Below are 24322 nucleotides of genomic sequence, written 5' to 3' on the forward strand. Positions count from 1 at the left end.
CATGCCACCGTCTGGGAAAGCGCCACGCCGCATCGGCGGCGTGGGTGGAGTGGGGTCAGTAGCAGGCCGGGTATGGATAGTAGCCGCACTGCGGGCCGTTGTCGTAGGAATTGTAGTAGGGATAGTAGGGACGGGCGGCTGCCGCACCAATCGCCGCGCCGGCGACTACACCCGCGGCAACCGGAGCGCCGCGATACCAGGCCCCGTGGTAGACGGGGGCATGCCAATAGCTGCCTCCAACGCGGTTGATGTTCGTATCGCCGATATGCACGTCGTTGCCCCCGAAGCCGCCTCCGCCAAAATCTCCGCCACGGAAGCCGCCGCCAGCGAAACTGCCTCCGCCAAATCCGCCTCCGCCGCCGAACCCGCCACCGCCACCGAAGCTGCCGCCGAAATGATCGATGAACAGGGCTGCGGGACCGGTCGCACCGCTCAGGCTTCCCTCCAGAATGGCAATATCGAAGGTCAGCGTCGTGCCATCGAGTTTCGGAGTCTTCAGCGTGACGACGGCGTCACTGACATCCGATCCGTCGCCGCCCAGCACCGATACCGTCGCGTTCGGAGGATCGACGGCGAAATTGTCCTTGCCGTCGTCCCATTGCATGATGAACTGTTCGGTCATCACATGTCCGGCGGCGCGCACCGGCCGGTCAGCAAAGACGATCGAATTTGGCGAGACGCCGGTCAGAATGAGCTTTCCGTTCTCGATCTTGGCACCAGCCGAATTGAGCACGGCCAATGACGGCACCGGACCTGTCGGCGTGGTTGTGCCAATGGCTTTTTCGAGCGGCACGTGCGGCTTTTTCGGGGCGTCCTGGGCAAAGGCGGCAGTGCTCAGCGCGAAGCCGGCAATGATCAGGGTGGCGATATGATCGACTTTCATGGCGGTATCCTCCCGTTGAGATTGGCAGAAACACGGTCCTAGTCCTTGAAGATCTGCTTCCAGTCGGCCTTCATGTCGATGACGGTCCAGCCGGTGATCGCTGCCGCATCGAGCGCCTTGTCGAGGCGGCCGAAATCGGTGTTGCGGTCATAGGCGTATTCGCGCTCCGCGTCGGTATGGTGGACAAGCATGCCGAGACGCGCAGGCGCGCCCGCCATTGTCGTCCATTGCAGCATTTCGAGGTCGCCGTCGGAATTGCCGAAGGCTGCAATTGGCCGGCGTCCGATCTCCTCGTTGATCCCGACCGGTTTGCCGGCCTTGTCATCGATGAAGTTGACTTCGGGCAGGCGGCGCAGCGTCGGCGTGTCGTCCTGCATCTTGAACTCGGTCTTGATCGAAGAGCCGACGACCTGCTCAGGCGGTACGCCATAGGCCTTCTCCGTCCATGGCCGCATGAACTCCACGCCGCCACCCGATACGATGAATGTCTTGAAGCCGTTGGCGCGCAGGTAGGCGAGCAGTTCGACCATCGGCTGATAGACCAGTTCGGTGTAGGGTCGCTTGAATTTTGGATCGCGCGCCGTCGCAAGCCAGTCGGTGACGACCTTCTGGAACTCGTCGGTCGTCATTCCCGCATGGGTGACCATGATGATTTCCAGAAGGCCCTTTTCGCCCGATGCGGCAAGGGTTTTCATATCGCCGTCGAGCGCCGCCTTGAACGGCTGCACAGTCTGCCATTCCGGATGCTGTGGAGCGAGCGTCTTCACGCGGTCCAGGGCGAAGGCCAACTGGGTGTACATGGGATGTTCGACCCACAGCGTTCCATCATTGTCGAACACTGCGATCCGTTCGGGTTCGGCGACGAATTCGGGTGATCCCTGCCTGGTGACCTTCTCGACGAAGGAGACGATCGCCTGCTTCGGCGCGGTGTCGTTCCAGGAGGGCAAGGGATCGCTCTGTGCCAGCGTTGTTGGTGCGGCGAGCAAGGTGAACAAGCCGATCGCCAGAATTCCCTGGCGCGTCCATTTGAGGAATTCACGACGAGTGGCCAGCATTTCGGGGCCCTCCTGAAACAGTTGGTCTAGCCTTGAGACGACGGCGGCCTGAAGATGTCAGGCCGCCGATCAGATTCAGTTGCCGGTCGGTAGTGTGATGGTGACGCCTTCCTTTGCCAGGGAGTCCCGCACCCACTGGAACCGCTCATAGTTCGATAGTGTGATCGGACCTGTATAGCCCATACTCTGCAGCTTGCGAGGAGGATACTGAACATACGTCGCCATGATCTTCTTCAATTCTTCCCCCATGACAACGCCCATCCAGGTTCGTTCCGTGAAGTTGTTCATGAAGATATCGTAGCGCTCCTGCGGGTCTTGCCAGAGGTCAAATACCTGAGGCACTGTGGCTACATACTTGTCCGGCCCCTTCCAGCCGAGGTTGGAATCGACCGCCAAACCGCCCGTCTGAGCGCCGTCATCGCCACGAATATTGAATGCAAATTTGTAGTTATTGACGCGTATAGCGCCAGGCGACAGTTCGTTCTCAGTAAAGTAGAACCATGATTTGCGTTCCGACTTTCCGGTTCCGAGAAGGATCGGCGTCATGTCGTAGCTGTCGAAAATGATTGGCTTGTCTTCGCGATCCTTGTCTGGCAGGGGAACGCCGCCGACGGAGGCAAACGTCGCCATGAGATCAAGCCCACCGACAATATCGTGGTTCTTGGTGCGAGGCTTGATCTTGTTCGGCCATATGGCGATCGCTGGAACCCTATTGCCGCCTTCACGGAGCGTGCCTTTCGTACCGCGGAAGGGCGTATAGCCTGCGTCAGGATAGACATCCTGCCAGGCCCCATTGTCCGTGGTGTAGAAAACCAGCGTGTTCCGGTCCATTCCGGTCTCACGCAACTTGTCCATGATCCGGCCAATGCGGGTGTCGAGTTCCACGACCGAGTCGGCATACTTGCTCTTTGACATGGACTTGTGCTCGAACTCGGGCGCAGGCATGTTCGGCTGGTGAACCTTCATGAAGTTCACGTTGATGTAGAACGGCTCATCGGGCTTCTTGGCGGCTTCGTCGAGGAAGCCCAGTGCAGCCTTCTCGACGTAGCTGTCGAAGAACGGAATGCCGACGACGCCTTCCTTGCCATCAATCACCGGTGTGTCGACATATTGCCCGTTGATCTTGAACTCTTCGGTCACCGGCCCGCCGGCGTTTCCGGACAGTGCACCCTTCGTCACCTTCTGAAACATCTCCCGCAGTTTCGGATCCATGTCCGGGAACCACGTCGGGTCGCCATAGGTGTAGGCGTTGAGGTGGTAGAGGCCTGCATACTTCATCTCGTCATAACCTTGGGCATTCGGCAACGCATAGTCCGCCTCGCCGAGATGCCATTTGCCTGTGAAGTAGGTGTGATAGCCTCCACGCTTCAACACGGATCCGAGCGTCCATTCGGCCGCGGGCAAGCCACCGCCCTGACCTTGGAAGGCAACGGTGGTCATGCCGCTGCGGTTGGGAATGCGTCCGGTCTGCATGGCTGCACGCCCAGGCGTGCAGCTCGGCTGGGCATAGAAGGAGAAGAAGGTCATGCCTTCGTCCGCCAGCTTGTCGATGTTCGGGGTCGGCATCCCGCGGCCTTCGCCGCCACCATAGGGACCTAGATCGCCGTAACCAGTATCGTCGGAGACGATGAACAGGATGTTCGGCTTTCGTTGGGAGTCCTGCGCTTGCACCGATGAGGCTGCACACCAGAGAATGGTGGACGAAGCCAGTGCTCCAATGCAGCGGATAAGGATTCTGCTGTTCATTTCAAATCCTCGGTTGAACGTTCGGCTGACTGATGGCAATGCGCTGGCCGCAGCGCGGTTGCATGCGTCAGGCGAAACGGACTTTAAACGACTGCGACAGGCCGGCGGGGCCTCTCTCCAGTCGGTCGACGTCGATATTAGCGGATGCAGGTGGTCCTCGATATTGCCCTTTAGGGAGTCTCGGAAGCAACGTTCCAATCACCGGTAGTACAATGCGGTGATGACACTACACCGCTAAGGTGTTATTCTCGCCCGGCTTTGGGGAAGCCAGATGAGCTCGCGCACGTGGTCAGTTAGATTGCAATACGCTGGCCTCATGCTGTCGGCGGCCTTGTCGATTGTTGCGAACTCTCACGCGGCAACCTCGGGCACATCGTTCCCCATCGTCGATCGGGTTCCACGCATCCTCATCCTTTATCCCTACGATGAGAGGCTCGCGGCAACGACGGTTGCCGGGGAAGCGTTGCGGAGCCGCCTGCTGGAGGAGACGGATGGGAAGATCGACCTGTTTTCAGAGTTTCTGGATCTGTCGAGGTTTCCGGAAGCCGATCATGTCTCACGCATGGGACGATATCTCGCGGAGAAATACGCCGCTCGCCGCCCCGACGTAGTTGTCGCGTTAGGCAAGGAGTCTGCCAGCTTCATATCGACGAACCGCGGAAGGATCGCTCCCGATGCAAAGATCGTCGCGGCAGGCTTCGGCAACTCCATCGCGGAGAACATCGATCTGCCGGATGACGTGATCGGGGCGTTCACGACATTCGACATTGTGAAGACGGCGGAAATGGCCCGCAAACTGCAGCCCAATGCCCGTCACCTTTACATCATCGGTGGTTCGTCGGAATTCGACCGGGGATGGTTGGCGTCGGCGCGTGCGGATCTCGACGAGTTCTCCAAGTCATACGAAACGACGTACCTGGAAGATCTGACGATTGAGGAGTTTATCGAACGCGCATCAGACGTCCCCGTCGATAGCATCATCCTGGCGTTGACGATCTTTAAGGATCGGGCGGGGCGGAATTTCATCCCGCGCGAGGCAATCAGGCAGATCGCGGCAACGGCCAGTGCGCCCGTCTATGGGCCCTATCAGACCTACATCGACCACGGCGTCGTCGGCGGCGATACCGTCACCTTCGATTCCCTGGGACGCACCGTCGGAAACCTCGTCATCGACGCAATCGCCGGCAAGCAGGTGGCGGACGTCAACGCGCCGCAGACCTATATCGTCGATGCCCGGCAACTTCGGCGCTGGGGGCTGGCGGAGGAGGATCTGCCAGCGGGCACCATACAGATGTACAAGGAAAGAGGCTTTTGGGAGGAACACTGGCTCGCATCTACGAGCGTAGTTGCCGTCGTTTTGATGCAGGCAGGCGTCATCTCGATTCTCCTGTTCGAGCGCCGCAAACGCCGCCAGGCGGAGAGCAGTTCTCTTCTTCATTTGCTCGAAGCCGTTCATCTCAACCAATCGGCAACCGCCGGCGCTTTGTCGTCATCCATCGCCCACGAACTGAACCAGCCGTTGTCGGCCATACGAAACAATGCCGAGGCGGCGTCCCAGCTGCTTCGAAGCGAAACCCCCGATCTGCAATTGATCCAGCAGATCCTTCAGGACATTCAGGAAGACGACCAGCGGGCAGGCGACATCATTGGCAGGATGAGGGGGTTGCTTAAGAAGAGAAGCGAGATCGATTGGCAGGAGTTCGACCTCAACGACGTTGCGTCGAGCGCGATCCACATCATTCATGGCGAGGCCGAGCGCAGAGGGATTACACTCAATACAAATCAGCCGACGACCGAGCTGCCAGTGCGGGCGGACAAGGTTCATGTGCAACAGGTCGTCCTCAATCTGGCGACCAATGCGATGGACGCCATGATGGACGCCGATTCCGCCAAAAGAATCCTGACATTCGCAACAGGAATTGAGAAGGAGAGGGCCGAGCTCTGTGTTGTCGACACAGGCAACGGCATTCCTGAAGAGCGCCTGTCCAGCATCTTCGAGCCGTTCTATACGACCAAGAACGCAGGGACGGGGTTGGGTCTTTCCATATCGCGTGCGATCGTCGAGACCTATGGCGGCACGATCTCTGCATACAACCGGCCTGAAGGCGGCGCCATCTTCCGGGTGGTCCTGCCTCTCGCCCGACGGGAGGCGCGAGGTGCATGAAACCAGTTGTCCATATCGTAGACGATGACGAATCCTACCGCACGGCGACTGCACGGCTGCTCTGCGCCTATGGTCTGAAGGTCGAGGCCTATGAATCCGGAGATCAGTTTCTAGCCCGCCTTCCAAGCTGCGAGCCGGGCTGCGTTCTCCTTGACCTACAGATGCCAGGTCAATCTGGTCTGCAAATACAGCGCCAGTTGTGCGAGCTGGCGCCGCTACTGCCAATCGTGTTCCTCACCGGCGAAGGAGACATAAAGACAAGCGTCGACGCAATGAAAGCAGGCGCTCAGGACTTCTTGGAGAAGTCGAGCTCGGTGCCGGTCCTGATGGAAACGATCGAGCGCGCGTTGGCTCAATATGAAAGGCGTCGGGCCGAGCTCGATCAGCATCAGGAGCAGCGGAGGCTGGTGGCGAGCCTGAGCGCGCGCGAAGCCGAAGTCTTTGAGTTGATCATCCGTGGCCATCTCAACAAGCAGATCGCCTTCGCCCTTGGCATATCTGAGCGCACCGTCAAGGTGCACCGGCATCGCGTGATGGAAAAGCTCGGCGTGCGCTCCGCTGCCGAAGCAGTGTCGATTGCAGCCAGCGTCGGTCCTTTCGAACGAAAACCCGTTACGCACAATGTCCCGGCGACTTCCCTTTAGGACAATATCAATCGAACACCAACACGCCTACTGTGAAGGCAACCGCGTATCTCTCATGTAGTCACGAGTGGGGCTTGGGATGGGAAAGCTGCGCCACACGGTCGCCGTTGTTGATGATGACGCAAGCCTACGGCGGAGCGCCGGGCGGCTCCTCAACGCCTATGGTTTTGCGGCCGTGGAATATGCATCCGCCGAAGCCTTTCTCGCGCAACCTGCAAGCGCCGACGTCGCCTGCCTTGTGCTGGATATCGACCTGGGCGGTGGCATGTCCGGCATTGAATTGCAGCGCAGGCTGAAAGAGGCTGGCTCGAACCTGCCGGTCATTTTTATCACAGCGATTGAAGATCGACGCCTACAAGCAGAGGCCGAGCGGGCCGGGTGCATCGCGTACTTGCGAAAGCCCTTCGCCGGGGCCGATCTTATCACGGCGATCAATAAGGCGCTGGGGTTGTAAGGGAAGACGTCCACGAGGCAACAGGACGCATGAACGACACGAATATCACCACGTCGATAGAAAGGAACGCTTCACTATGCACTGCAAGACACCCGACAAGCCGTTGATGAACCTGGCGCTCGCTTGACCGCCTGCACGAGCGCGCAAGGTTCCGTCTCCACCAAGGAAAGCAACCTCGCAGCCGGCTTCGTCGCGCGCCCTGCCGACACGCCAAAGCGCCAGGCGATGCGCAACCACCTGCCTCCGGACACTTTCGTGACGAGTACGCGCGGCAACAAGACAACCTACGTCTATGCCGATCCGGGCGGCTGCAAGTGCCTCTACGTTGGAACGCAACAGGCCTACAGACAGTACCGAACCCTTCAACAGGCAAATGCTGCAAGCCAACGGCAGCTTGCCGCACAGGTCCATCCCGACTCCGGCTGGGACTGGGGGAATGGGTGTCCCTGGATCTCGGATTTCAACAACGGTCCCTTCGGCCAAATTTTGACACCCCCTGAACAATCAGAACCGTTAGACGCGGTAACACGGTCGATAGCGTTCAGAGCCGCGAGCGTCCGGCGCGCGACCGTTAACGCTCGTTCGCGCGAAGCACGCCGATGAGAGCCTTCCCGTCGGTGAAATAGGGGTCGCCGCCTCCGTTGCGGCCGCTGCGTGTCGCCCCGATGCCGTCGATCTCATAGTCCGATAGCAGTTGGCCCGCCTTGAGGAGATCGCCGATGACCCGGTTTCGCTCGGCGTCGACATCCGGACCGATGTGATGCGTGATCTGCCCGGTGTCATGACTGAGGCCAACGCCGCGATCAAAGCTTGCCGAGCCAAACCATAGCGGACGGTCGTCCTCCCCGGTTTGTTTCGTCAGCCAGAAACGAACGTGGTTGCGCTCGTCGGCGCTTTCGCCCACAGGCTTCTCGAAGGCGAGGTCCTGCTTTCTTCCCTCGAAAAACAGCGGACTGACCGGGGCGTCGAGGTCGGGCCGGTCAAGCACGACACTCAATCCGATATCGATCGATGTGCGCAAGGTGATTTTGTCGGCAGGATCCCACTTGGCCGCCGCAAAGGCGCGGACCACATCCTCCTTCGATCCAACAAGGCCGACATTGATCGGATCGCCCGGAATGTCCTGCGCGGTTGTCGTGACCATGCTGCCGAGCTTGGCAACGCGGCCGGCATCATGGAAAAACCAGATCTCGGGAATGACAAAATAAGCGAGCAGCAGGTACGTGCAGAGCAGGACGATCACAGCGCCCAACACCGTGCGGGTTTTCGTGCGATGACGCATTGGATTTCGCCCACCCTGAAGGTCTTGAGGAACGATACGACAAAAATGTTCAGGAAAATATCCAGAAAGTAGTGGGCGGCTTAAGCACTTTGGGTGGCCGTCAAGCGGAGCAGGGTGGGGCGTGAGAGGTCACGCTGCCACCAGCAGAGTGCTTTCTGAAATCCCGCCGAGTTCAAGGTCCGGGATCTTTCAAACCTTTCTTGGCGCGGCCTCTGTCGAGCTTGCCGAATTCGGTCATGATGCTCACCAGAACGCTGCCCGTCTATCCGAATGTAAACAGGCCCGACATCGCCATGATCGGCCCGATCAGACGCCATCCGTCCGGCAGACGGACAGCGCCTTCTCCAAGCGTCGTATAGCTCTCCAAGACGAAGTAGTAGCTGTCTCGCATTGAAGGGATCAGCCCCATCAGCGATATGGGGGCGGCCCAAAGGAAGGTTTCCACAAAATGAAGGACTGCCAGCGAACCGATTGTGAATGCAAGCAAAAGATTGATCCGCCAATGCGGTGTGACGTTAGTCACACGGACCCAGGATTTGCTGAAACGCTGGTTGATTGCGCGGATGCCGACACCGTGTACGATGATAATCGCAATCACCATCAAGGTTCCAAGCGCAATCTCAAGAAGCGGGTCGGGAGGTGACAGTTGATCCAATCGAATCCCTCAGAAGCAATGGCAGCACGCCGTAACTCGTCTTCCTGGAGCGGATGTCGCGAAAGTCTCTTATTTCGGGAACAAGAACGTGACCACTGCCCGAACTCCCCAGCCGTCAGGCCCGTTTTCCGGCGAACTTGCCCAGTAACGCGCGCCGACGCCAAAGCTCACGGGCTGTTCGCCGAACTTCACCACCTTGGAGACCTGGAAGTTGATCGGGACCGACCAGTCATTGGTTTCCCAGTCGTATGTGCTCTCGGTATTCAATGAGAAGGTCCAGGCTTCCGGCGTCGTGTAAGAGATGAAGGGTTGCAGGTATGTCGAACTGACGTCCGCCCGGTCGCTCTGTCCGGCGAACGACCACAAATGGTTCGCCAGTATACCGAAGGTCCATGGCCCGTCTTGCTTGAGAGCCACGCCGGTTGGACCCGCGGCCCACTTTCCGCTTCCGAGGAACTCGTCGGTTGCTGTGGGAACCAGGAACGCCGGGCCGACGCCCCAGATAATTCCATTTTCGGTTGGCTTGGCTGGCGACAGGAAGAAACTCTGTAGCGTGTCACCGAGCCCGAACTGCTCTCCTGACGGGCCAGCGATGTCGTCTTGCCACGTCACAGGCAGGATCGTTCGGGAAATGAGGTTCCAGTCTTCATTGAGCGCGAATGGAATTACCGGCTGAATGTTCACGACGGTATGATCGCCGTCTTGCGGTCCGTAGCCTTGATCGTAGTTGAATTGAAACGGAACGCTGATCAGCGAGGCAATTGGGTTTGAGAGCTTCTTTGCTAGCTCCTCGCTGGATTGGGCGTGCACCGATGCGGCAATGGACGTCAGAAGAATGGCGTAACTGAAGAGTTTGAGCGAACCTGATGCCACAGTCATGCTCCTACCTGCACGTAGGTTTTATGAAAACCGGCGGAGCCGTGCAGGACCCCCCCAGGTTGCATGCTGTAAACACGATGGGAGAGTCCGCATATCGGCGCAAGTGCATGGCGGCAACACATGCCGCAAAAGAGCCGGCCCGCAAGCTGAGGCAACCGAGCGGTGGCACCGCGCCAAAAGGCAACGCCTCATGGGCATCGGAAACGACGAGAGCTAGTAGAAGTTGTTACCGGTGCCGCGAACCGGGCCAATTGGATAGCCGCCAGCAAGAACATGGCGGTGCCGAAAATCTCGTGGGTCAGATTGTCGAGCCACCAGTAGGCCAGACACGCCACAAGAAGTCCGACGGATACGACGTGGAGAAACAGACGAGCGGGAAACGGGATCATTCGAATTCGAAGCGCCGCATATCGCTGTGGGTGTAGAGGAAGTCCCGGTCAGATCGCGCGTCATGACATGATTGGCAGCGGGCCGTATTCTCGGCCAGGTTGATCGTCTTGTCGGGCTTGAACCACTGGAATTGCCAGTCTCCGGTGCGCCGGCTTTCGTCATAGTCGGCACCAAAGCCTTCGCCCTTCTCCATGACGAAGTACCGAAAGACTTCGCCGTCACGGTAGTCCACGAGCACCACATGAGTGTCGGGGGGACGGGCTGGCCATTCTTGACCGCCTCGATCGCCTCGCGCGATGTCATGATGTGTTCAGTGACTTCGCCGCGGGTGACGGTCGTATAGTGGATCAGCTTGTCGATGTCTGGAAACGTTGTGCGGTTCTGTTCTGCATGAACCTGCCAGCCGACAAGCGCGACGGCGCAGCCAGACAGGAACGCGCCCACGATGACGTCTGCGACCTTCGTCATTCCGGATTTCTCCCGAATACTTCCTTGGCGACGCCGACCGCCGTGACGGCATTCGGCCAGCCGCCGTAGAAGGCGAGGTGGGTGATGGTCTCGCTCAGCTCTTCCTTGGTAACGCCGTTCTGAAGTGCAATGGCAAGGTGCGAGCGAAGCTGATCCGGCCGGTTCATGGCGATCAGCGCTGCCACGGTGATAAGGCTGCGATCGCGCTTCGAAAGCTCCAGACGTTCCCAAATGTCGCCATAGAGGATATTGTCGGTGAGTTCCGCAAGCTTCGGCGCGGTATCTCCCATCAGTTGCTGGGCTCTGGATTGCTTGGTCATGTCATCGCCTTTCGCCAAGGACTGGGCACACACCGCCCCTGGCAGCGCTGCGAGCACGATGCCGACCGTCAGAAGTATGTTCGCGATCAGGTGTTTCATCAGTTTTCTCCGCTCTGTGGTCAGTCGAGCTTCTGCTCGGCAAGAAACTTCGACACCTGGTCGGCGATCTCGATGTTGTTCAGATCGGAGAACAAGAAGTGGGTGTTGCCGCGGATGCCGATCTCCGGCAAATGGACGAGCTTAGCGTCGCCGCCGTGCTTATTGATGGCGGCAACCCAGAGCTTCGCCATCGCCAGTCTCACACGCCAGTTGTCCTGTCCACGTTCGCTGGTTGGTTCGACGGGGAAGTTGTCTCCGTAGTAGATGACGATCGGAATACGCGTCAGCTTTTCGAACTCTTGGACGGGAACGCCTTCCGCTGGCAGAGTGCCCGCCGCGCTCGGCATCGAATCGGGCACTTCACCGTCTGGAAAGATGAAGCCGCTACCCGGCTCGAATGCGACGATCCCTTTTACGTTCGGGTTCTTGATAGCGGTAAGCCATCCGGGCCCGCCTCCCTGCGAATGCGTGAATAGGATCGCCGGACCGGTTCGATCGAGAACCGCTGACATGGCATGCGAGATGACGCCCGGATCATAAGGACCGGTGTTCGGCGTCACTGAGGTCAGGAATTGTGTCAGCGTATTCGGATCGCGATCGAACTGGACGTTGTCGTAGTATTTCGGCCAAACGCCAATCCGGAACTGGTCGAAGAAGAGCTGGTCGTATCGGGTGGGTTCAATGGCAGCGGCGACGGTGCTGTTGCCGGCACGGCCCCGCCGCGGCTGGTCGACGACGTAGACTGGGAAACCGCGGCGGAGAAAGATCGTCTGGAATCCCTCGCGCCCGTCGGGCGTCGTTTCCCAGCTCCGGCCCGACTGGAAGGCGCCGTGGAGCATGACGATCGGCAGCGGTCTCGGGTTCTGTGGGATCTGGAAGAAGGCGTAGAGATGATCGCCATGGATGCTCTGGCCCTGCGAGGTCGGAGCTTTGTTGTTGAAAGTACCGGGCGTGGTGACGGCCTTACCTCCGGCTGAGAAACTGCCCTGTTCCTCGATGACAATGGCTTCGGGCTTGGGTGCCGTTTGCGCGGACGCAACTGCGGCGATTCCGAAATGGCTCAAGGCTAGTAGAAAAAATGCTGCATTCCGTAGCGAGATATTCATGTCGTCCTTCCCCTGGCGCTGACACAAGGAAAGATACGCGAGGGCTTATCTAGTGATTAGATGCCTTGATCCGCATGAAGCCATTAGCTGTCCTTATCAATCACATCGAAGTGAACGCGCTTTTATGTGCGGTACCGGAGAGCCTCGACGACGAGGGCGAAAGCCGGCGAGGGATGCCTCCGGTTCGGATAGTAAAGATGATAGCCCGCAAACGGCGGGCACCAGTCCTCCAGCACCCTGATCAGTTCGCCCTTGTCCAAAAGCTGGTGCACCTGATCCTCTGGCATGTAGGCCAGCCCCAATCCTCTAAGAGCCGCCTCCCGTCTCATTGCCAGGTTGTTGAAGACGAGCTGTCCCTCGACGCGGACGCGGAGCTCCCGTCCGTCCTTCTCGAACTCCCAGGCGAAGATGTTGTCGTACGTCGGCAGCCGCATGTTGATGCAGTTGTGGGCGGTCAAATCCTGTGGCGTCTCCGGCCAAAGGTGCTGACGGAAGTAGGCGGGCGACCCCACAACCGCCATTCTGACTTCGGGGCTGATCGGAACCGCAATCATGTCCTTCGCGACCTGCTCGCCTAGACGGACGCCGGCGTCGAAGCGCTCGGCGACAATGTCTGTGAGCCCGTAGTCGACGATGATCTCGACCTTTACGTCGGGATTGTCCGGCAGGAACTTCTCGAGAGCAGATGCAAGAACGGACACCGCAGCATGCTCTCCCGCGGTAATGCGTACGGTACCCGTCGGCCGGTCCCGCATCTCGCTCAGTGCCGCGAGCTCGGCTTGGATCTCTTCGAAACGCGGCCCCGCCGTCTGCAGCAGCCGTTCGCCGGCTGCGGTGGGCGAAACTCGACGCGTCGTTCTTGTCAGCAGTCTCATGCCCAGCCGCTCCTCGAGACCTCGGATCGTTTGGCTGAGGGCCGACTGCGACACGCCGAGCTTGGCGGCGGCCTTCGTGAAGCTTTCCTCGCGGGCAACGGTGACGAAGGCGGCAAGGTCATTGAAGTTCTCGTTCGGCATTCATTAGTCCTGCTTATAGGGGAATGCGGATTATAGCGTCTAATCGAGCGATCAAGCGAGGGCTATATTCGGAAGCAGGAAGAACTCCGTAGCGCCGTGAAAGGATTTCTAGATGGCAGATCAGCAGAAGATGACATTGGGCCGTCGAAGCTTCCTGGGAGCGGCGGGATCGCTCGCAGCCACCCCGCTTCTGGACGCGGGCCTATCTCCTGCCCTGGCGCAGTCGACATCGACCGCCGGTTCATCTGCCAGCGCGCTTGGGCGACGAAAGCTCGGATCGCTCGAGGTCTCCAGCGTCGGCCTCGGCGTGCAGAACATGAGCCGCACCTACCAGACGACGATCCCCAACCGTGCGGAGATGATCGGCATCATCAGGGCAGCACACGAGCGTGGCGTCACGTTCTACGACGCCGCGGAAGCCTACGGACCGCATGAGGTCGAGCGGATCCTGGGTGAAGGCGTGCAGCCGTTCCGAAACCAGATCGTCGTCGCCTCCAAGTTTGGCTGGAACATCGACCTGGAGACCGGCAAGCGGCTGCCGGAGCTCAACAGCCGTCCAGAGCACGTGAAGCTCGCCGTCGAGGGCATGCTCAAGCGTTTGCGGACTGACCATATCGATCTTCTCTACCAGCATCGCGTCGACCCGCAGGTTCCGATCGAGGACGTCGCGGGCGCAGTCAAGGAACTCGTGGCGCAGGGCAAGGTTCTGCACTGGGGGCTGTCCGAGATGGGTCTCAACACCGTACGCCGCGCACACGCCGAGTTGCCGCTTACAGCAGTCCAGAACGAGTATTCGATGCTGTGGCGAGGCCCCGAGGAGGCCGTCATTCCACTCTGCGAGGAACTCGGCATCGGTTTCGTTCCATGGAGCCCGCTGGGCGTCGGTTTCCTGACGGGTGCCATCGACGAACGGACAAGATTTGCCGAAGGAGACATACGCGGCGTCGAGGCGCGGTTCTCGTCAGAAAATGTGCCGAACAATCTGGCCCTGGTCGCTCTAGTGAAGACCTGGGCTGATCGCAAGAAAGCGACGCCCGCCCAGATCGCGTTGGCGTGGCTCATGGCCCAGAAGCCATGGATCGTACCGATCCCCGGGACCACGCAGATGGCGCACATGCTTGCAAACATCGGCGCAGCCTCCATCCACTTCGAGCCCGACGAGGTCGCGGAGCTGAACAAGGCCGTCGCGGCCATTCAGATAAACGGCGCGCGGCTCCCTGACCAAGTCCTGGTCTTTTCTGGCGTGGAAGCGCCACCGCGAACCTGACCGTTTGGGGCACGGGGTACTCGTGACCATTGGGCGGACAGCACCACACGAAAGGAATGACGATGACCACATGGACGATTACCGGCTGCTCGACTGGACTGGGAAGAAGCCTCGCTGAAGCCGTTCTCGCGGCGGGACACAACGCAGTCGTAACGGCACGCGACGTGGCGAAGGTGCAGGACCTTGCGGCGGCGTTCCCCGACACGGCTCTCGCAGCCCCCCTCGACGTCACGGACAAGGAGCAGGTGGCCAGGGTTGCTGCTCAGGCGCAGGACCACTTCGGCTCCGTCGACGTTCTCGTCAACAATGCGGGCTACCGGGCCGCGGTCGAAGAGGGCGACGACAAGGAGGTCGAGGATCTGTTTGCCACCAACTTCTTCGGAACCGTCTCGATGATCAAGGCGGTTGTTCCGGGCATGCGTTCTCGGCGCAGCGGAACCATTTTCAACGTATCCTCGATCGCAGGCCGGCTGGCCGCGCCCGGCTCCGGCTACTGCGCGGCGAGCAAGAACGACAAGACCCACGGTCGTCAGCCGGGCGATCCGAGAAGGGCGGCAACCGCGCTTCTCGAGCTGGTCGGAAAATCGGAACTCCCAGCCCGGTTTCTGCTGGGCAGCGACGCCGTCAAGATCGTCGGAAACGAACTCGACAGCCAGCGGCGAGAGATCGACGCCTGGAAGGAACTCAGCGTCAGCTCGGACTTCCAGTCCGGCGAACGCGGACGCGACGAACAAGCAAAGGGAAACGAAAATGCAGAAGCGTAAACTTGGAACTTCCGGCCTGGAAGTATCGGCCCTCGGCCTCGGATGCATGGGAATGACCGGGGTGTATGAAGCAGCCGGCGACACGAGCGAGATGATCAAGCTGCTCCGCGATGCCTTTGACAGGGGGATCACGCACTTCGACACGGCCGAAGCCTACGGACCGTTCGCGAACGAGTCGTTGCTCGGCGAGGGCCTGCAGCCCATTCGCGACCAGATCACGATCGCGACTAAGTTCGGCTTTGACATCGATTTGGAGACTGGAGCGCGCACCGGTGGCACCAACAGCCGCCCGGAGCACATCAAGGCCGTGGCGGATGCCGCGTTAAACCGTCTGAAGACCGATCGCATCGACCTCTTCTATCAGCACCGCGTCGATCTGAACGTGCCGATCGAGGACGTAGCAGGCGCCGTGAAGGATCTGATCGCGCAAGGCAAGGTCAAGCACTTCGGCCTGTCGGAAGCCGGCGTCCAGACCATCCGCCGTGGTCATGCTGTCCAGCCCGTCACCGCGGTCCAAAGCGAGTACTCGCTGTTCTGGCGCGAGCCGGAGAAGGAGCTCCTGCCGGTGCTCGAGGAGCTCGGGATCGGCTTCGTGCCGTTCAGCCCGCTTGGCGCTGGCTTTCTGACTGGCAAGATCGACGAGAGCACCAAGTTCGAAGAGGGCGACTTCCGCAATATGGTGCCGCGTTTCTCGACCGAGGCCCGCAAGGCGAACCTTGAGCTCGTGTCGGTTATCAAGGCGGTCGCGGAACGGAAGCGGGCGACCCCTGCCCAGGTCGCCCTTGCATGGCTGCTGGCGCAAAAGCCGTGGATCGTTCCTATCCCTGGCACCACGAAGCTACATCGTCTTGAGGAAAACATCGGCGGCGCGGAACTCCCAATGACGGCCCATGATCTCGCCGAGATCGACCGCGAGGCGTCGAAGGTCGACATCCAGGGTGAGCGGCTTCCTGAGGCTGTTCTCAAGATGACCGGCCACTAGGGGCATGAGCTCAGCGTTCGGCGCGGCCGCCGTTTTATTGTCGTAGAGGACGGCGGTCAGGGTTAGATCGTCGAACGCAATTCTGCCTGACGTTGCTTGCTTCTTGGCTTGCGGGATCGCCTCCCTGCTGCGCCTTGAGCGCAGAGGGAAGGGTGGCCGGTGCCGTAGCACCGAGGACTGCCCGACGCGTGAAATTCGTAGATCTCAGCGTTATGCCCGCCCGCCTCAGACCGCAGAAACCCAGCCCGATGTCGGTCACTCATGAGCGTGATCGATAACTGCATGCAGTAAAAGCACCCTAAACAAATTTTCCGGCGCCCTACCTTTGCAAGTTGGCATCAAGCCCATCGGGCCTGATGCCTCCGTCCAACGAATAAAACGAAGTGGAGATGGACATGCAAAACCCTGCCCAACTGGAACTTTCCCGTCGCGACCTGCTTATCTCGTCGGCCGCGACGATCGCGGTTACTGGGACCGTCGCCAAAGGCGCGGCGGCGCAATCCGCAGGGAGAACAATGGATTACACGACGAAGGTAACCTTCATGGTCAACGGCGAGGAACGCGATCTCGACGTCGACAACAGAACCACGCTGCTCGACGCGCTGCGCGAACATCTCCACCTCACCGGCACCAAGAAGGGCTGCGATCACGGCCAATGCGGCGCGTGCACGGTCATCGTCGACGGACGGCGGATCAACTCCTGCCTGACGCTGGCCGTCATGCACGAGGGCGACGAGATCACGACGATCGAAGGCCTCGGAAGGCCCGGCGAACTCCATCCAATGCAGGCCGCCTTCGTCAAACACGACGGCTTCCAGTGCGGCTACTGCACGCCCGGTCAGATCTGTTCCTCCCTGGCGGTGCTCGACGAGATCAAGTCGAACATTCCCAGCCACGTCACCGGCGATTTGAACAGCCCGGCGCAGTTGACTGCAGCCGAAGTGCGCGAACGCATGAGCGGCAACATCTGTCGTTGCGGGGCCTACTCCAACATTCTCGACGCCATTTCGGAATTCGCGGGGATCAAAGCATGAAAGCCTTTACCTACGAACGGGCCTCATCTGTCGAGGCCGCGGCCAAGGCGGTCGCATCCAACCCTGAAGCAAAGTTCATCGCCGGCGGCACGAACCTGCTCGATCTCATGAAGCTTGAGATCGAGGCGCCGACGCACCTGATCGACGTGAACGGTCTTAGTCTCGACAAGATCGAAATCACTCCCGAGGGCGGACTGCGTATCGGCGCTCTCGTGAGGAATACGGATCTCGCAGCGCACGAAGTCGTCCGTCGCGACTACGGACTTCTATCACGAGCGCTCGTGGCCGGTGCCTCGGGGCAGCTACGCAACAAGGCGACGACGGCAGGAAACCTTCTGCAGCGGACGCGCTGTCCGTACTTCTACGACACCAATCAGCCATGCAACAAGCGCCAGCCGGGCAGCGGCTGTTCGGCCATCGGTGGCTTCTCCCGCCAGCATGCTGTCGTCGGTGGCAGCGATGCTTGCATCGCCACCCATCCAAGCGACATGGCAATCGCCATGCGGGTTCTCGATGCGACCGTCGAGACGGTAAAGGCAGACGGAAGCGAGCACTCGATCCCAATTGCTGACTTTTATCGTCTGCCCGGCGACACGCCGCATATCGAGACCGTCCTCGAGCGTGGCGAGTTCATCACCGCCGTCATGCTGCCGCCGCCGATCGGTGGGAAGCACATTTACCGCAAGGTTCGCGACCGCGCCTCCTACGCCTTCGCGCTCGTCTCGGTCGGAGCCGTCATCCAGCCCGACGGAACCGGACATGTCGCGGTCGGTGGCGTCGCACACAAGCCCTGGCGGGTCGAGGCGGCCGAAGCCGAGCTTCCGAAAGGTGCTCAGGCTGTCGCAGGCGCCATCCTCGCCGACGCCCATCCCACGGAGCAGAACCGTTTCAAAGTCGAGCTGGTCAAGCGCACGCTCGGCGCCGTCCTTTCAGAAGCAAGGGGTTGAGCCATGAAGTTTGATAGGCCAGCAACCACCAATCCGATCGACCGGCTGAAGGTCGTCGGCCAACCGATCCACCGCATCGACGGGCAGCTCAAGACGACCGGAAGGGCGATGTACGCCTACGAGTGGCATGACCCCAATATGCCATACGCCTACGGCTATCCCGTCGGTTCGGCCATCGCCAAGGGCCGGATAAAATCGATGGACGTCTCCGCCGTCAAGATGGCGGCAGGCGTCCTCGCCGTTGTCACGACCCTCGACGTCGGCGACCGTAAGAAGGGCAAGTTCAACACGGCCAAGCTCTTCGGCGGCGACAAGATCCAGCACTACCACCAGGCGATCGCTGTCGTCGTCGCGGAGACCTTTGAACAGGCTCGCGCGGCAGCTGCCTTGATCAAGGTCGCCTACGCTGAGGAGAAAGGTGCGTTCGACCTCAAGGAAGCACAGGCCTCAGCTAAAAAACCGGACGAGTCTGTGCAGCCGGACTCTGCGGCCGGCGACTTCGAGTCCGCGTTCAAGAGCGCGCCAGTTACCTTCGAGGAAACCTACACCACCCCCGACCAGTCCCACGCGATGATGGAGCCGCACGCTTCCATCGCCGCATGGAACGGCGACGAGGTGACGGTGTGGACTTCGAGCCAGATGATCGACTGGTGGCGCTCCGACCTCGCAACGACGCTCGACGTCGACAAGGAGAAGATCCACCTCATGTCTCCATTCATCGGTGGCGGGTTCGGTGGCAAGCTCTTTCTTCGATCGGACGCTGTCCTCGCAGCGTTCGCTGCCAAGGCCGCCAAGCGACCGGTCAAGGTCGCCCTGCCGCGCCCGTTCATGATGAACAACACGACGCATCGTCCAGCGACGATCCAGCGCATCCGCATCGGCGCGGGGCACGACGGGAAGATTACCGCGATCGCCCACGAAAGCTGGTCGGGCGATCTCGAGGGGGGCCAGCTCGAAACGGCCGTCAACCAGACACGGCTCCTCTACGCCGGAGGCAACCGGATGACGGCCATGCGCCTCGCCACGCTGGACCTTCCCGAAGGCAACGCCATGCGTGCGCCCGGCGAGGCGCCCGGGTTGATGGCGCTGGAGATCGCGATCGACGAGATGGCCGAGAAGGTCGGTATGGATCCGGTCGAGTTCAGGATCGTCAACGACACCCAGGTCGACCCGGAAAAGCCCGAGCGTCCGTTTTCTCATCGAGACCTTGTCGGCTGTCTGAAGCTCGGCGCCGAACGGTTCGGCTGGAGCAACCGGCCCAAGGCCGGATCCCGCCGCGAAGGGAACTGGCTGGTCGGCATGGGCGTCGCCGCGGCCTTCCGCAACAACCTCGTCCTGCCGTCCGGGGCGCGGGTGAAGCTCGACAGGCAGGGCGTCGTGACGGTCGAGACCGACATGACCGACATTGGTACTGGCAGCTATACTATCATTGCGCAGACTGCTGCCGAGATGATGGGTGTGGGGATCGACAAGGTCGCCGTCCAGCTCGGAGACTCCCGGTTCCCCGTGTCGGCCGGATCGGGTGGACAATTCGGTGCGAACTCGTCGACCTCGGGCGTTTATGCCGCTTGCGTAAAGCTGCGCGAGGCCGCGGCCAAGAAACTCGGCTTCAATTCTAAGGACGTTGTCTTCGAGAACGGCGACGTGCGCTCGGGCAATCGTTCGGTTCCGCTCGCCGAAGCCGCGGGGCAGGAAGGGCTCGTCGGAGAGGACACAATAACATGGGGCGACCTTACGGAAACCCACCAACAGTCGACCTTCGGCGCGCACTTCATTGAGGTCGGCGTCGACGTCGCGACTGGCGAGACGCGCCTCCGGCGGATGCTGGCCGTCTGCGCCGCCGGCCGCATCCTCAATCCAATCACGGCTCGCAGCCAGGTGATCGGAGCCATGACCATGGGAGCCGGCGGCGCCCTGTCGGAAGAACTTGCCGTCGATACCCGGCGCGGCTTCTTCGTCAACCACGACCTCGCCGGCTACGAGGTCGCGGTCCATGCAGACATTCCGCGTCAGGACGTGATTTTCATGGACGAGACAGATCCGATGTCGTCGCCGATGAAAGCGAAAGGTGTCGGCGAGCTAGGCCTTTGCGGCGTCTCCGCCGCGATCGCCAACGCCATCTACAACGCGACAGGCGTCCGCGTCCGACACTATCCGATCACGCTCGACAAACTGATCGAAGGCATGCCTGCCTGACCGCAAACGGACGGCTGTCGGTTTGACGACCGCCGTCCGCCTCACCATTCGAAACCTTTCCGATGAAACACATCGCGCTCTGCGGGTGCGAGCGGCTCACCATGGCCGTAGCACGGAAGCCGAGATCCGTGATATTCTCGAATCCGCGGTTCATCCGTCGGAGCGAGTGAAGCTCGGTTCTCTTCTCGCGGAAATCGGCCGTGAAGCAGAGCGTTCCAATCGAGACGTTGAAGCTTTGCAGCAAAGTCGCCAACTGAACCAATGACTTTCGAATGATCTCGCTGGACATCAATGTGATATACGAGCCATGGGAACCGGCTCCCGATGAGGCGCTAATCGCTTGGCTGGATGCCCAGGTCGTCGAGACATTGTTCCTGTCCGCAATATCAATCGCTGAACTTCGTTTCGGGATTGCTTCTATGCCTGCAGGTAAGCGGCAAACAATCCTTCGCGATCGCCTCGAGGGTGAAGTGCTCCCACTTTGCCGAGCGCGCATCCTGCCATTCGACGTCCTTACCTCCCAGTTTACTCGGAGCTAATGGCGCGTGCCCGTTCGTCTTGGAAGGCTATCGGCAAGGCTGATGAAATCGAGCCAGCGTGCTGGTCACGGCTTTCCAGGTGGGGCGTCTTTCTGTGAACTCAGACAGTCGCACCAGTCACGGCAGCGCAGCGCAGCGCTCCAACCCAAGCCCATGAGAGGAACGACCATGACCACGATCGCAACCATCGCCCCGACCATCGAAAACGGCGCGACCGTCTTCATCCCGCTCAACTAGCTCAAGAAGCACCCGAAGAATGCCCGCAACACCCCGCACAGCGAGGCGAAGGCGACCAGTTTTCTGCGAGCGAGCCGGAACCGGAAGAAGACGCCGGGGATGATGGCAAGCCGCCGTCGGATTCGCTCTTCCGCGACCTGACCGCGCATCGCACCCTTGGCCTGCGTCTCGCCCTTGGCGAGCAGCCGGATATGGCACTCATAGCCGTCCTCCACACGCTGGCGGCGCAGACCTTCTATCGCGGCGGCAGCGAGGCCCATTGCCTCGAAGTCCGCCCGACCAGCAACTACCTCGCGGCCCACACCGACGGCATCGAGGACACGGCGGCGAAGATGCTGAATGATCGTCATGCCGGATTGGCGGCGGACATGCCGCGTGATGTGCTCGACCTCTGGGGCTTCGTCGCCGCTCTGGACTATGCGAGCCTGATGGCCTTGCTCGCGTTTCGATACCGGATCAATACTCCCCAGAAGTGCCGTTTGAATCGTCCCCGGTTTAGCGTTGCCGCCAGTCTTCCGGGGCGCGGGCAAGAAGATCAAGGGGCGCAAGCGTCACATCGTCGTCGATACGCTGGGATTGATGGTCGGCCTCATGGTTCATAGCGCTGATGTTCAGGATCGCGACGGCGCAGCCGCTGTCCTCAAATCCATTCTCAAGCGCTGGCCTTGGCTCAGACATATCTTCGCCGATGGCGGCTATGCCGGACCGAAGCTGAGGGGCGCGCTGCAAAAGATCGCTACGTTTACTCTCCAGATCGTCAAACGAACCGACAAGGCCAAGGGCTTCGAAGTCCTGCCGCGCCGTTGGGTCGTGGAGCGCACCTTCGCGTGGCTCGGCCGATGCCGACGATTGGCCAAGGATTGGGAGAAATCAATCGCTTCGGCTGAAACCTGGATCATCATCGCTCACATCCGCATCCTGACCCGACGCCTCGCAAGATATTACGATTATTGAATTCTTTTCGAGTCCGGTTCTAAGCTCGACTTTGTACAAAATCGGTGGTGATTTCGGGGGCATCTGAGCAGCCCTGGGTGAATCAATTCGCCGCAGGGTCCCGGCCTTGCGCCATTCGTTTGATCGGATTCGAACGAATGGATGAGCGAACAACATGATTGTAGCCGTGAGCCGGGAGACGCGGTCCCCCACATCCTTCGCAAATGGCTGTCGCCGTTTCGTTTCTGGTTTACCGCGCCAAGCTGGGAGCATCTGCTGGTCCTGGTGATGGGTGCGCTCCTTTCGCCTGGCAAGCGAACGGTGACGGCCTGCCTGCGCATCACCGGACGCGCGGAGGTAAGTAATTTTGCCGCCTATCATCAACTCCTCAACCGAGCCCGCTGGAACCCTCGCACGTTGGCGGCCCGTCTGCTGTCCATCATTGTTGCCCGGCTCGTGCCCGAGGGCCCTGTCGTGATTGGCATGGATGATACAATCGAACGGCGTTGGGGCCAACGCATCGCCGCGCGTGGAATTTATCGTGACCCGGTGCGCTCCAGCCATGGCCACTTTGTCAAAGCCAGCGGCTTGAGATGGTTGAGCTTCATGGTTCTTTCACCTGTCCCATGGGCAAAATGTATTAAAGCCCTGCCGGTGCTGACGATCCTGTGTCCCTCTGAGCGCCATGATCAGAAGAAGGGCCGAAAGCACAAGCTGCTGACTGATTGGGCAAGGCAAGGCGTCTTGCAGCTTTGCCGCTGGCTGCCGGGCCGCGAAATCATCTTTGTCGGCGATAGCAGCTTTGCCGTTCATACACTGGCTGCGGCTCTTCCCGACACGGCCACTCTCATCACGCGGTTGCGTCTGGATGCCAGTCTCTTTGCTCCACCAGATCAACGGCACGAACATACGCTCGGGCGACCGGCGCAAAAAGGCAGGCCATTGCCGAAACTGAAAACGCTCCTCAAAGACGCAAAGACCGAGTGGCAGCGCATCGTCGCATCGTCCTGGTACGGCAAGCAAACCGACAAAACCCTTGATGTCACATCAGGAACCGGCCTCTGGTATCGGCGTGGAACGCCCCCAAGACCAATTCGCTGGGTTCTCGTTCGCGATCCATCAGGCCGTCGTGAACCCCAGGCGTTCATGAGCACCAACGTCAACCTTGAGCCCGCTCAGATCATTGCCTATTTCGTTCGGCGCTGGCAGATCGAGGTCACCTTCGCCGAAACGCGAGCGCATCTTGGCGTGGAAACCCAACGGCAGTGGAACGACAAAGCCATCATGCGCACGACCCCGTCGCTGCTGGCGCTCTACAGCCTCGTCACACTCTGGGCATGCGATCTGCTCGGTCATGGCGTCCTTCCCTATGCCGCCGCCTGGTACAAGAAAACAGAGTTCACCTTCTCCGATGCCATCGGTGCGGTTCGCATGATCCTGTGGGATCAGGATATTTATCGACAGCACCCGCCAGACCCGGACATTCCTGAAACTCAACCAAGCCGCCTCAAGCGGATGACACAAGCACTTTGCTTCGCTGCATAATGTACAAAGTCGAGCTAAGTCTAAGCTAAGAGATTATGGCTGCCTTATCGGCCGATAGATGACCGAGTTTAGCATTCGCGCGTGATGCGGATAATTTTACGAAAGCGAGCGCCCTGATGAAAACAGGGTACCAGCAAATTTTTATGCCAGATATTGGGAAATTCGCGATACCTCGGGCCGTCTGAGCCCCATAGTACGCCTCAGAGGGGATTGCGATATTTCCGAGCGAGTCTTTTTCGATGCGTTCAGGATTGTAAAGCGTGGTCACGTGTTATCACCCTTGAAAAAATCACGTCCCGCCCCATCGCAGGGAGGCTTGAAGAACTTCATTCCGACGAAACGTCGGGCGTAAACAGCTGCAGTGAAGGGGCACCAAGGCTACTTCAGCCCCGCGCAGACCCCGTGATCAACGGACTGTCCATGAAGACACTCGTCGGAAGTCGCCAGTGTTCGACAATCCCCGGAGAATATATCTCCCCAGAGCGCGATCAAGACGACGATCAAGAAGGCCTTCGATTGGGCGCGCTCTGATGAAATGCACAGCTTCCTCGGTGCAACCACATGCCCGCTCGAAAACTTGTTCGAGGGTCGCGCCGACCTCTTCATGGTCGTGCCGCTCGACCAGGTGGACGCCCAGGCCGTCTTTCTCCGATTGCTGACAAACATCATTCTCGGCATGGCCGTGCGCCTTGAAGGCGCGAAGAAGCCGAAAAAGAA

The 24322-nt window shown here is 60.0% G+C and carries 19 protein-coding genes and 6 pseudogenes; 15 read left to right on the forward strand and 10 right to left on the reverse strand.

Features of this window, described 5'->3' with window-relative positions:
* Positions 1-55: 55 nt before the first annotated feature.
* From LPU83_RS61345 to LPU83_RS61355, 3 genes are all read right to left on the reverse strand, one after another.
* Positions 56-883: a hypothetical protein gene (locus LPU83_RS61345; RefSeq protein WP_024316669.1), complete on the reverse strand. Its 828-nt coding sequence runs from the start codon at positions 881-883 to the stop codon at positions 56-58.
* A gap of 38 nt (positions 884-921) precedes the next feature.
* Positions 922-1938 carry an HAD family hydrolase gene (locus LPU83_RS61350; protein ID WP_082321284.1) on the reverse strand — a complete coding sequence of 339 codons (1017 nt, stop codon included), beginning with the start codon at positions 1936-1938 and terminating at the stop codon, positions 922-924.
* Between the two features lie 75 nt (positions 1939-2013).
* Positions 2014-3684: an arylsulfatase gene (locus tag LPU83_RS61355; protein ID WP_024316671.1), complete on the reverse strand. Its 1671-nt coding sequence runs from the start codon at positions 3682-3684 to the stop codon at positions 2014-2016.
* Positions 3685-4000: 316 nt separating this feature from the next.
* Here LPU83_RS61355 and LPU83_RS61360 point away from each other — a divergent pair, with 316 nt between their 5' ends.
* The 3 genes from LPU83_RS61360 (at position 4001) to LPU83_RS61370 (ending at position 6946) form a co-directional block, all read left to right on the forward strand.
* The gene (locus LPU83_RS61360) at positions 4001-5848 is read left to right on the forward strand and encodes a sensor histidine kinase (RefSeq protein ID WP_231052457.1); all 1848 of its coding nucleotides are present in this window, start codon (positions 4001-4003) and stop codon (positions 5846-5848) included.
* Positions 5845-6492 carry a response regulator transcription factor gene (locus LPU83_RS61365; RefSeq protein WP_024316673.1) on the forward strand — a complete coding sequence of 216 codons (648 nt, stop codon included), beginning with the start codon at positions 5845-5847 and terminating at the stop codon, positions 6490-6492. Before LPU83_RS61360 ends, LPU83_RS61365 begins: the two co-directional genes overlap by 4 nt.
* 79 nt (positions 6493-6571) lie before the next feature.
* Positions 6572-6946: a response regulator transcription factor gene (locus LPU83_RS61370; RefSeq protein WP_024316674.1), complete on the forward strand. Its 375-nt coding sequence runs from the start codon at positions 6572-6574 to the stop codon at positions 6944-6946.
* Between the two features lie 571 nt (positions 6947-7517).
* On the opposite strand, the gene LPU83_RS61375 is transcribed toward LPU83_RS61370, so the two are convergent.
* The 7 genes and pseudogenes from LPU83_RS61375 to LPU83_RS61405 form a co-directional block, all read right to left on the reverse strand.
* A complete protein-coding gene (locus LPU83_RS61375; protein WP_024316676.1) occupies positions 7518-8228 on the reverse strand; it encodes an LssY C-terminal domain-containing protein in 711 nt (236 codons plus the stop codon).
* 262 nt (positions 8229-8490) lie between these two features.
* Complete coding sequence (locus LPU83_RS61380) at positions 8491-8829, reverse strand: hypothetical protein (RefSeq protein ID WP_141652587.1); 339 nt, start codon at positions 8827-8829, stop codon at positions 8491-8493.
* Between the two features lie 123 nt (positions 8830-8952).
* On the reverse strand, positions 8953-9762 hold the full coding sequence (locus LPU83_RS61385; protein ID WP_029710233.1) for a hypothetical protein: 810 nt from the start codon (positions 9760-9762) through the stop codon (positions 8953-8955).
* Between the two features lie 385 nt (positions 9763-10147).
* Positions 10148-10620, reverse strand: a pseudogene (locus tag LPU83_RS61390) (cytochrome P460 family protein).
* On the reverse strand, positions 10617-11042 hold the full coding sequence (locus LPU83_RS61395; RefSeq protein ID WP_375680026.1) for a carboxymuconolactone decarboxylase family protein: 426 nt from the start codon (positions 11040-11042) through the stop codon (positions 10617-10619). Before LPU83_RS61395 ends, LPU83_RS61390 begins: the two are co-directional and overlap by 4 nt.
* Before the next feature lie 17 nt (positions 11043-11059).
* The gene (locus LPU83_RS61400) at positions 11060-12145 is read right to left on the reverse strand and encodes an alpha/beta hydrolase (RefSeq protein WP_024316679.1); all 1086 of its coding nucleotides are present in this window, start codon (positions 12143-12145) and stop codon (positions 11060-11062) included.
* A gap of 122 nt (positions 12146-12267) precedes the next feature.
* Positions 12268-13161 (reverse strand): LysR family transcriptional regulator, encoded by an 894-nt coding sequence (locus LPU83_RS61405; RefSeq protein WP_024316680.1) that lies wholly within the window; start codon positions 13159-13161, stop codon positions 12268-12270.
* 112 nt (positions 13162-13273) lie between these two features.
* On the opposite strand from LPU83_RS61405, the gene LPU83_RS61410 reads away from it, so the two are divergent.
* The 12 genes and pseudogenes from LPU83_RS61410 to LPU83_RS74445 all read left to right on the forward strand — a co-directional run.
* Positions 13274-14428 (forward strand): aldo/keto reductase, encoded by a 1155-nt coding sequence (locus LPU83_RS61410; protein WP_024316681.1) that lies wholly within the window; start codon positions 13274-13276, stop codon positions 14426-14428.
* A 62-nt stretch (positions 14429-14490) separates the two neighbouring features.
* Entirely contained in the window at positions 14491-15192 is a 702-nt protein-coding gene (locus LPU83_RS61415; protein WP_024316682.1) for an SDR family NAD(P)-dependent oxidoreductase, read from the forward strand.
* Positions 15179-16174 carry an aldo/keto reductase gene (locus LPU83_RS61420; RefSeq protein WP_024316683.1) on the forward strand — a complete coding sequence of 332 codons (996 nt, stop codon included), beginning with the start codon at positions 15179-15181 and terminating at the stop codon, positions 16172-16174. Before LPU83_RS61415 ends, LPU83_RS61420 begins: the two co-directional genes overlap by 14 nt.
* Positions 16175-16569: 395 nt before the next feature.
* Positions 16570-17208 carry an aldehyde dehydrogenase iron-sulfur subunit PaoA gene (gene paoA, locus LPU83_RS61425; RefSeq protein WP_037070973.1) on the forward strand — a complete coding sequence of 213 codons (639 nt, stop codon included), beginning with the start codon at positions 16570-16572 and terminating at the stop codon, positions 17206-17208.
* Positions 17205-18155 carry an FAD binding domain-containing protein gene (locus LPU83_RS61430; RefSeq protein WP_024316685.1) on the forward strand — a complete coding sequence of 317 codons (951 nt, stop codon included), beginning with the start codon at positions 17205-17207 and terminating at the stop codon, positions 18153-18155. The genes paoA and LPU83_RS61430 overlap by 4 nt, the downstream gene beginning before the upstream one ends.
* 3 nt (positions 18156-18158) lie before the next feature.
* Positions 18159-20351 carry an aldehyde oxidoreductase molybdenum-binding subunit PaoC gene (paoC, locus tag LPU83_RS61435; RefSeq protein ID WP_024316686.1) on the forward strand — a complete coding sequence of 731 codons (2193 nt, stop codon included), beginning with the start codon at positions 18159-18161 and terminating at the stop codon, positions 20349-20351.
* 22 nt (positions 20352-20373) lie between these two features.
* Positions 20374-20627: pseudogene (locus tag LPU83_RS74435) on the forward strand (FitA-like ribbon-helix-helix domain-containing protein).
* Positions 20624-20934, forward strand: a pseudogene (locus LPU83_RS61445) (PIN domain-containing protein); the annotation flags it as partial. The pseudogenes LPU83_RS74435 and LPU83_RS61445, both read left to right, overlap by 4 nt.
* A gap of 276 nt (positions 20935-21210) precedes the next feature.
* A pseudogene (locus tag LPU83_RS74440) lies at positions 21211-21570 on the forward strand (chromosome partitioning protein ParB); the annotation flags it as partial.
* A 79-nt stretch (positions 21571-21649) separates the two neighbouring features.
* Positions 21650-22081: pseudogene (locus LPU83_RS61455) on the forward strand (IS5 family transposase); the annotation flags it as partial.
* Positions 22082-22222: 141 nt separating this feature from the next.
* Positions 22223-23605, forward strand: a complete 1383-nt coding sequence (locus LPU83_RS61460) for an IS701 family transposase (RefSeq protein ID WP_037068948.1) — start codon at positions 22223-22225, stop codon at positions 23603-23605.
* 535 nt (positions 23606-24140) lie between these two features.
* Positions 24141-24314 (forward strand): annotated as a pseudogene (locus LPU83_RS74445) (hypothetical protein); the annotation flags it as partial.
* Positions 24315-24322: the final 8 nt, after the last annotated feature.

Origin of the sequence: Rhizobium favelukesii (genome assembly GCF_000577275.2) — a bacterium.
GTDB lineage: Bacteria > Pseudomonadota > Alphaproteobacteria > Rhizobiales > Rhizobiaceae > Rhizobium > Rhizobium favelukesii.

Bases quoted from the DNA above. Each gene is read 5' to 3' on its own strand.
- LPU83_RS61345 (WP_024316669.1), bottom strand. From the start codon at position 883: ATGAAAGTCGATCATATCGCCACCCTGATCATTGCCGGCTTCGCGCTG.
- LPU83_RS61350 (WP_082321284.1), bottom strand. From the start codon at position 1,938: ATGCTGGCCACTCGTCGTGAATTCCTCAAATGGACGCGCCAGGGAATT.
- LPU83_RS61355 (WP_024316671.1), bottom strand. From the start codon at position 3,684: ATGAACAGCAGAATCCTTATCCGCTGCATTGGAGCACTGGCTTCGTCC.
- LPU83_RS61360 (WP_231052457.1), top strand. From the start codon at position 4,001: ATGCTGTCGGCGGCCTTGTCGATTGTTGCGAACTCTCACGCGGCAACC.
- LPU83_RS61365 (WP_024316673.1), top strand. From the start codon at position 5,845: ATGAAACCAGTTGTCCATATCGTAGACGATGACGAATCCTACCGCACG.
- LPU83_RS61370 (WP_024316674.1), top strand. From the start codon at position 6,572: ATGGGAAAGCTGCGCCACACGGTCGCCGTTGTTGATGATGACGCAAGC.
- LPU83_RS61375 (WP_024316676.1), bottom strand. From the start codon at position 8,228: ATGCGTCATCGCACGAAAACCCGCACGGTGTTGGGCGCTGTGATCGTC.
- LPU83_RS61380 (WP_141652587.1), bottom strand. From the start codon at position 8,829: ATGGTGATTGCGATTATCATCGTACACGGTGTCGGCATCCGCGCAATC.
- LPU83_RS61385 (WP_029710233.1), bottom strand. From the start codon at position 9,762: ATGACTGTGGCATCAGGTTCGCTCAAACTCTTCAGTTACGCCATTCTT.
- LPU83_RS61400 (WP_024316679.1), bottom strand. From the start codon at position 12,145: ATGAATATCTCGCTACGGAATGCAGCATTTTTTCTACTAGCCTTGAGC.
- LPU83_RS61405 (WP_024316680.1), bottom strand. From the start codon at position 13,161: ATGCCGAACGAGAACTTCAATGACCTTGCCGCCTTCGTCACCGTTGCC.
- LPU83_RS61410 (WP_024316681.1), top strand. From the start codon at position 13,274: ATGGCAGATCAGCAGAAGATGACATTGGGCCGTCGAAGCTTCCTGGGA.
- LPU83_RS61415 (WP_024316682.1), top strand. From the start codon at position 14,491: ATGACCACATGGACGATTACCGGCTGCTCGACTGGACTGGGAAGAAGC.
- LPU83_RS61420 (WP_024316683.1), top strand. From the start codon at position 15,179: ATGCAGAAGCGTAAACTTGGAACTTCCGGCCTGGAAGTATCGGCCCTC.
- paoA (WP_037070973.1), top strand. From the start codon at position 16,570: ATGCAAAACCCTGCCCAACTGGAACTTTCCCGTCGCGACCTGCTTATC.
- LPU83_RS61430 (WP_024316685.1), top strand. From the start codon at position 17,205: ATGAAAGCCTTTACCTACGAACGGGCCTCATCTGTCGAGGCCGCGGCC.
- paoC (WP_024316686.1), top strand. From the start codon at position 18,159: ATGAAGTTTGATAGGCCAGCAACCACCAATCCGATCGACCGGCTGAAG.
- LPU83_RS61460 (WP_037068948.1), top strand. From the start codon at position 22,223: ATGAGCGAACAACATGATTGTAGCCGTGAGCCGGGAGACGCGGTCCCC.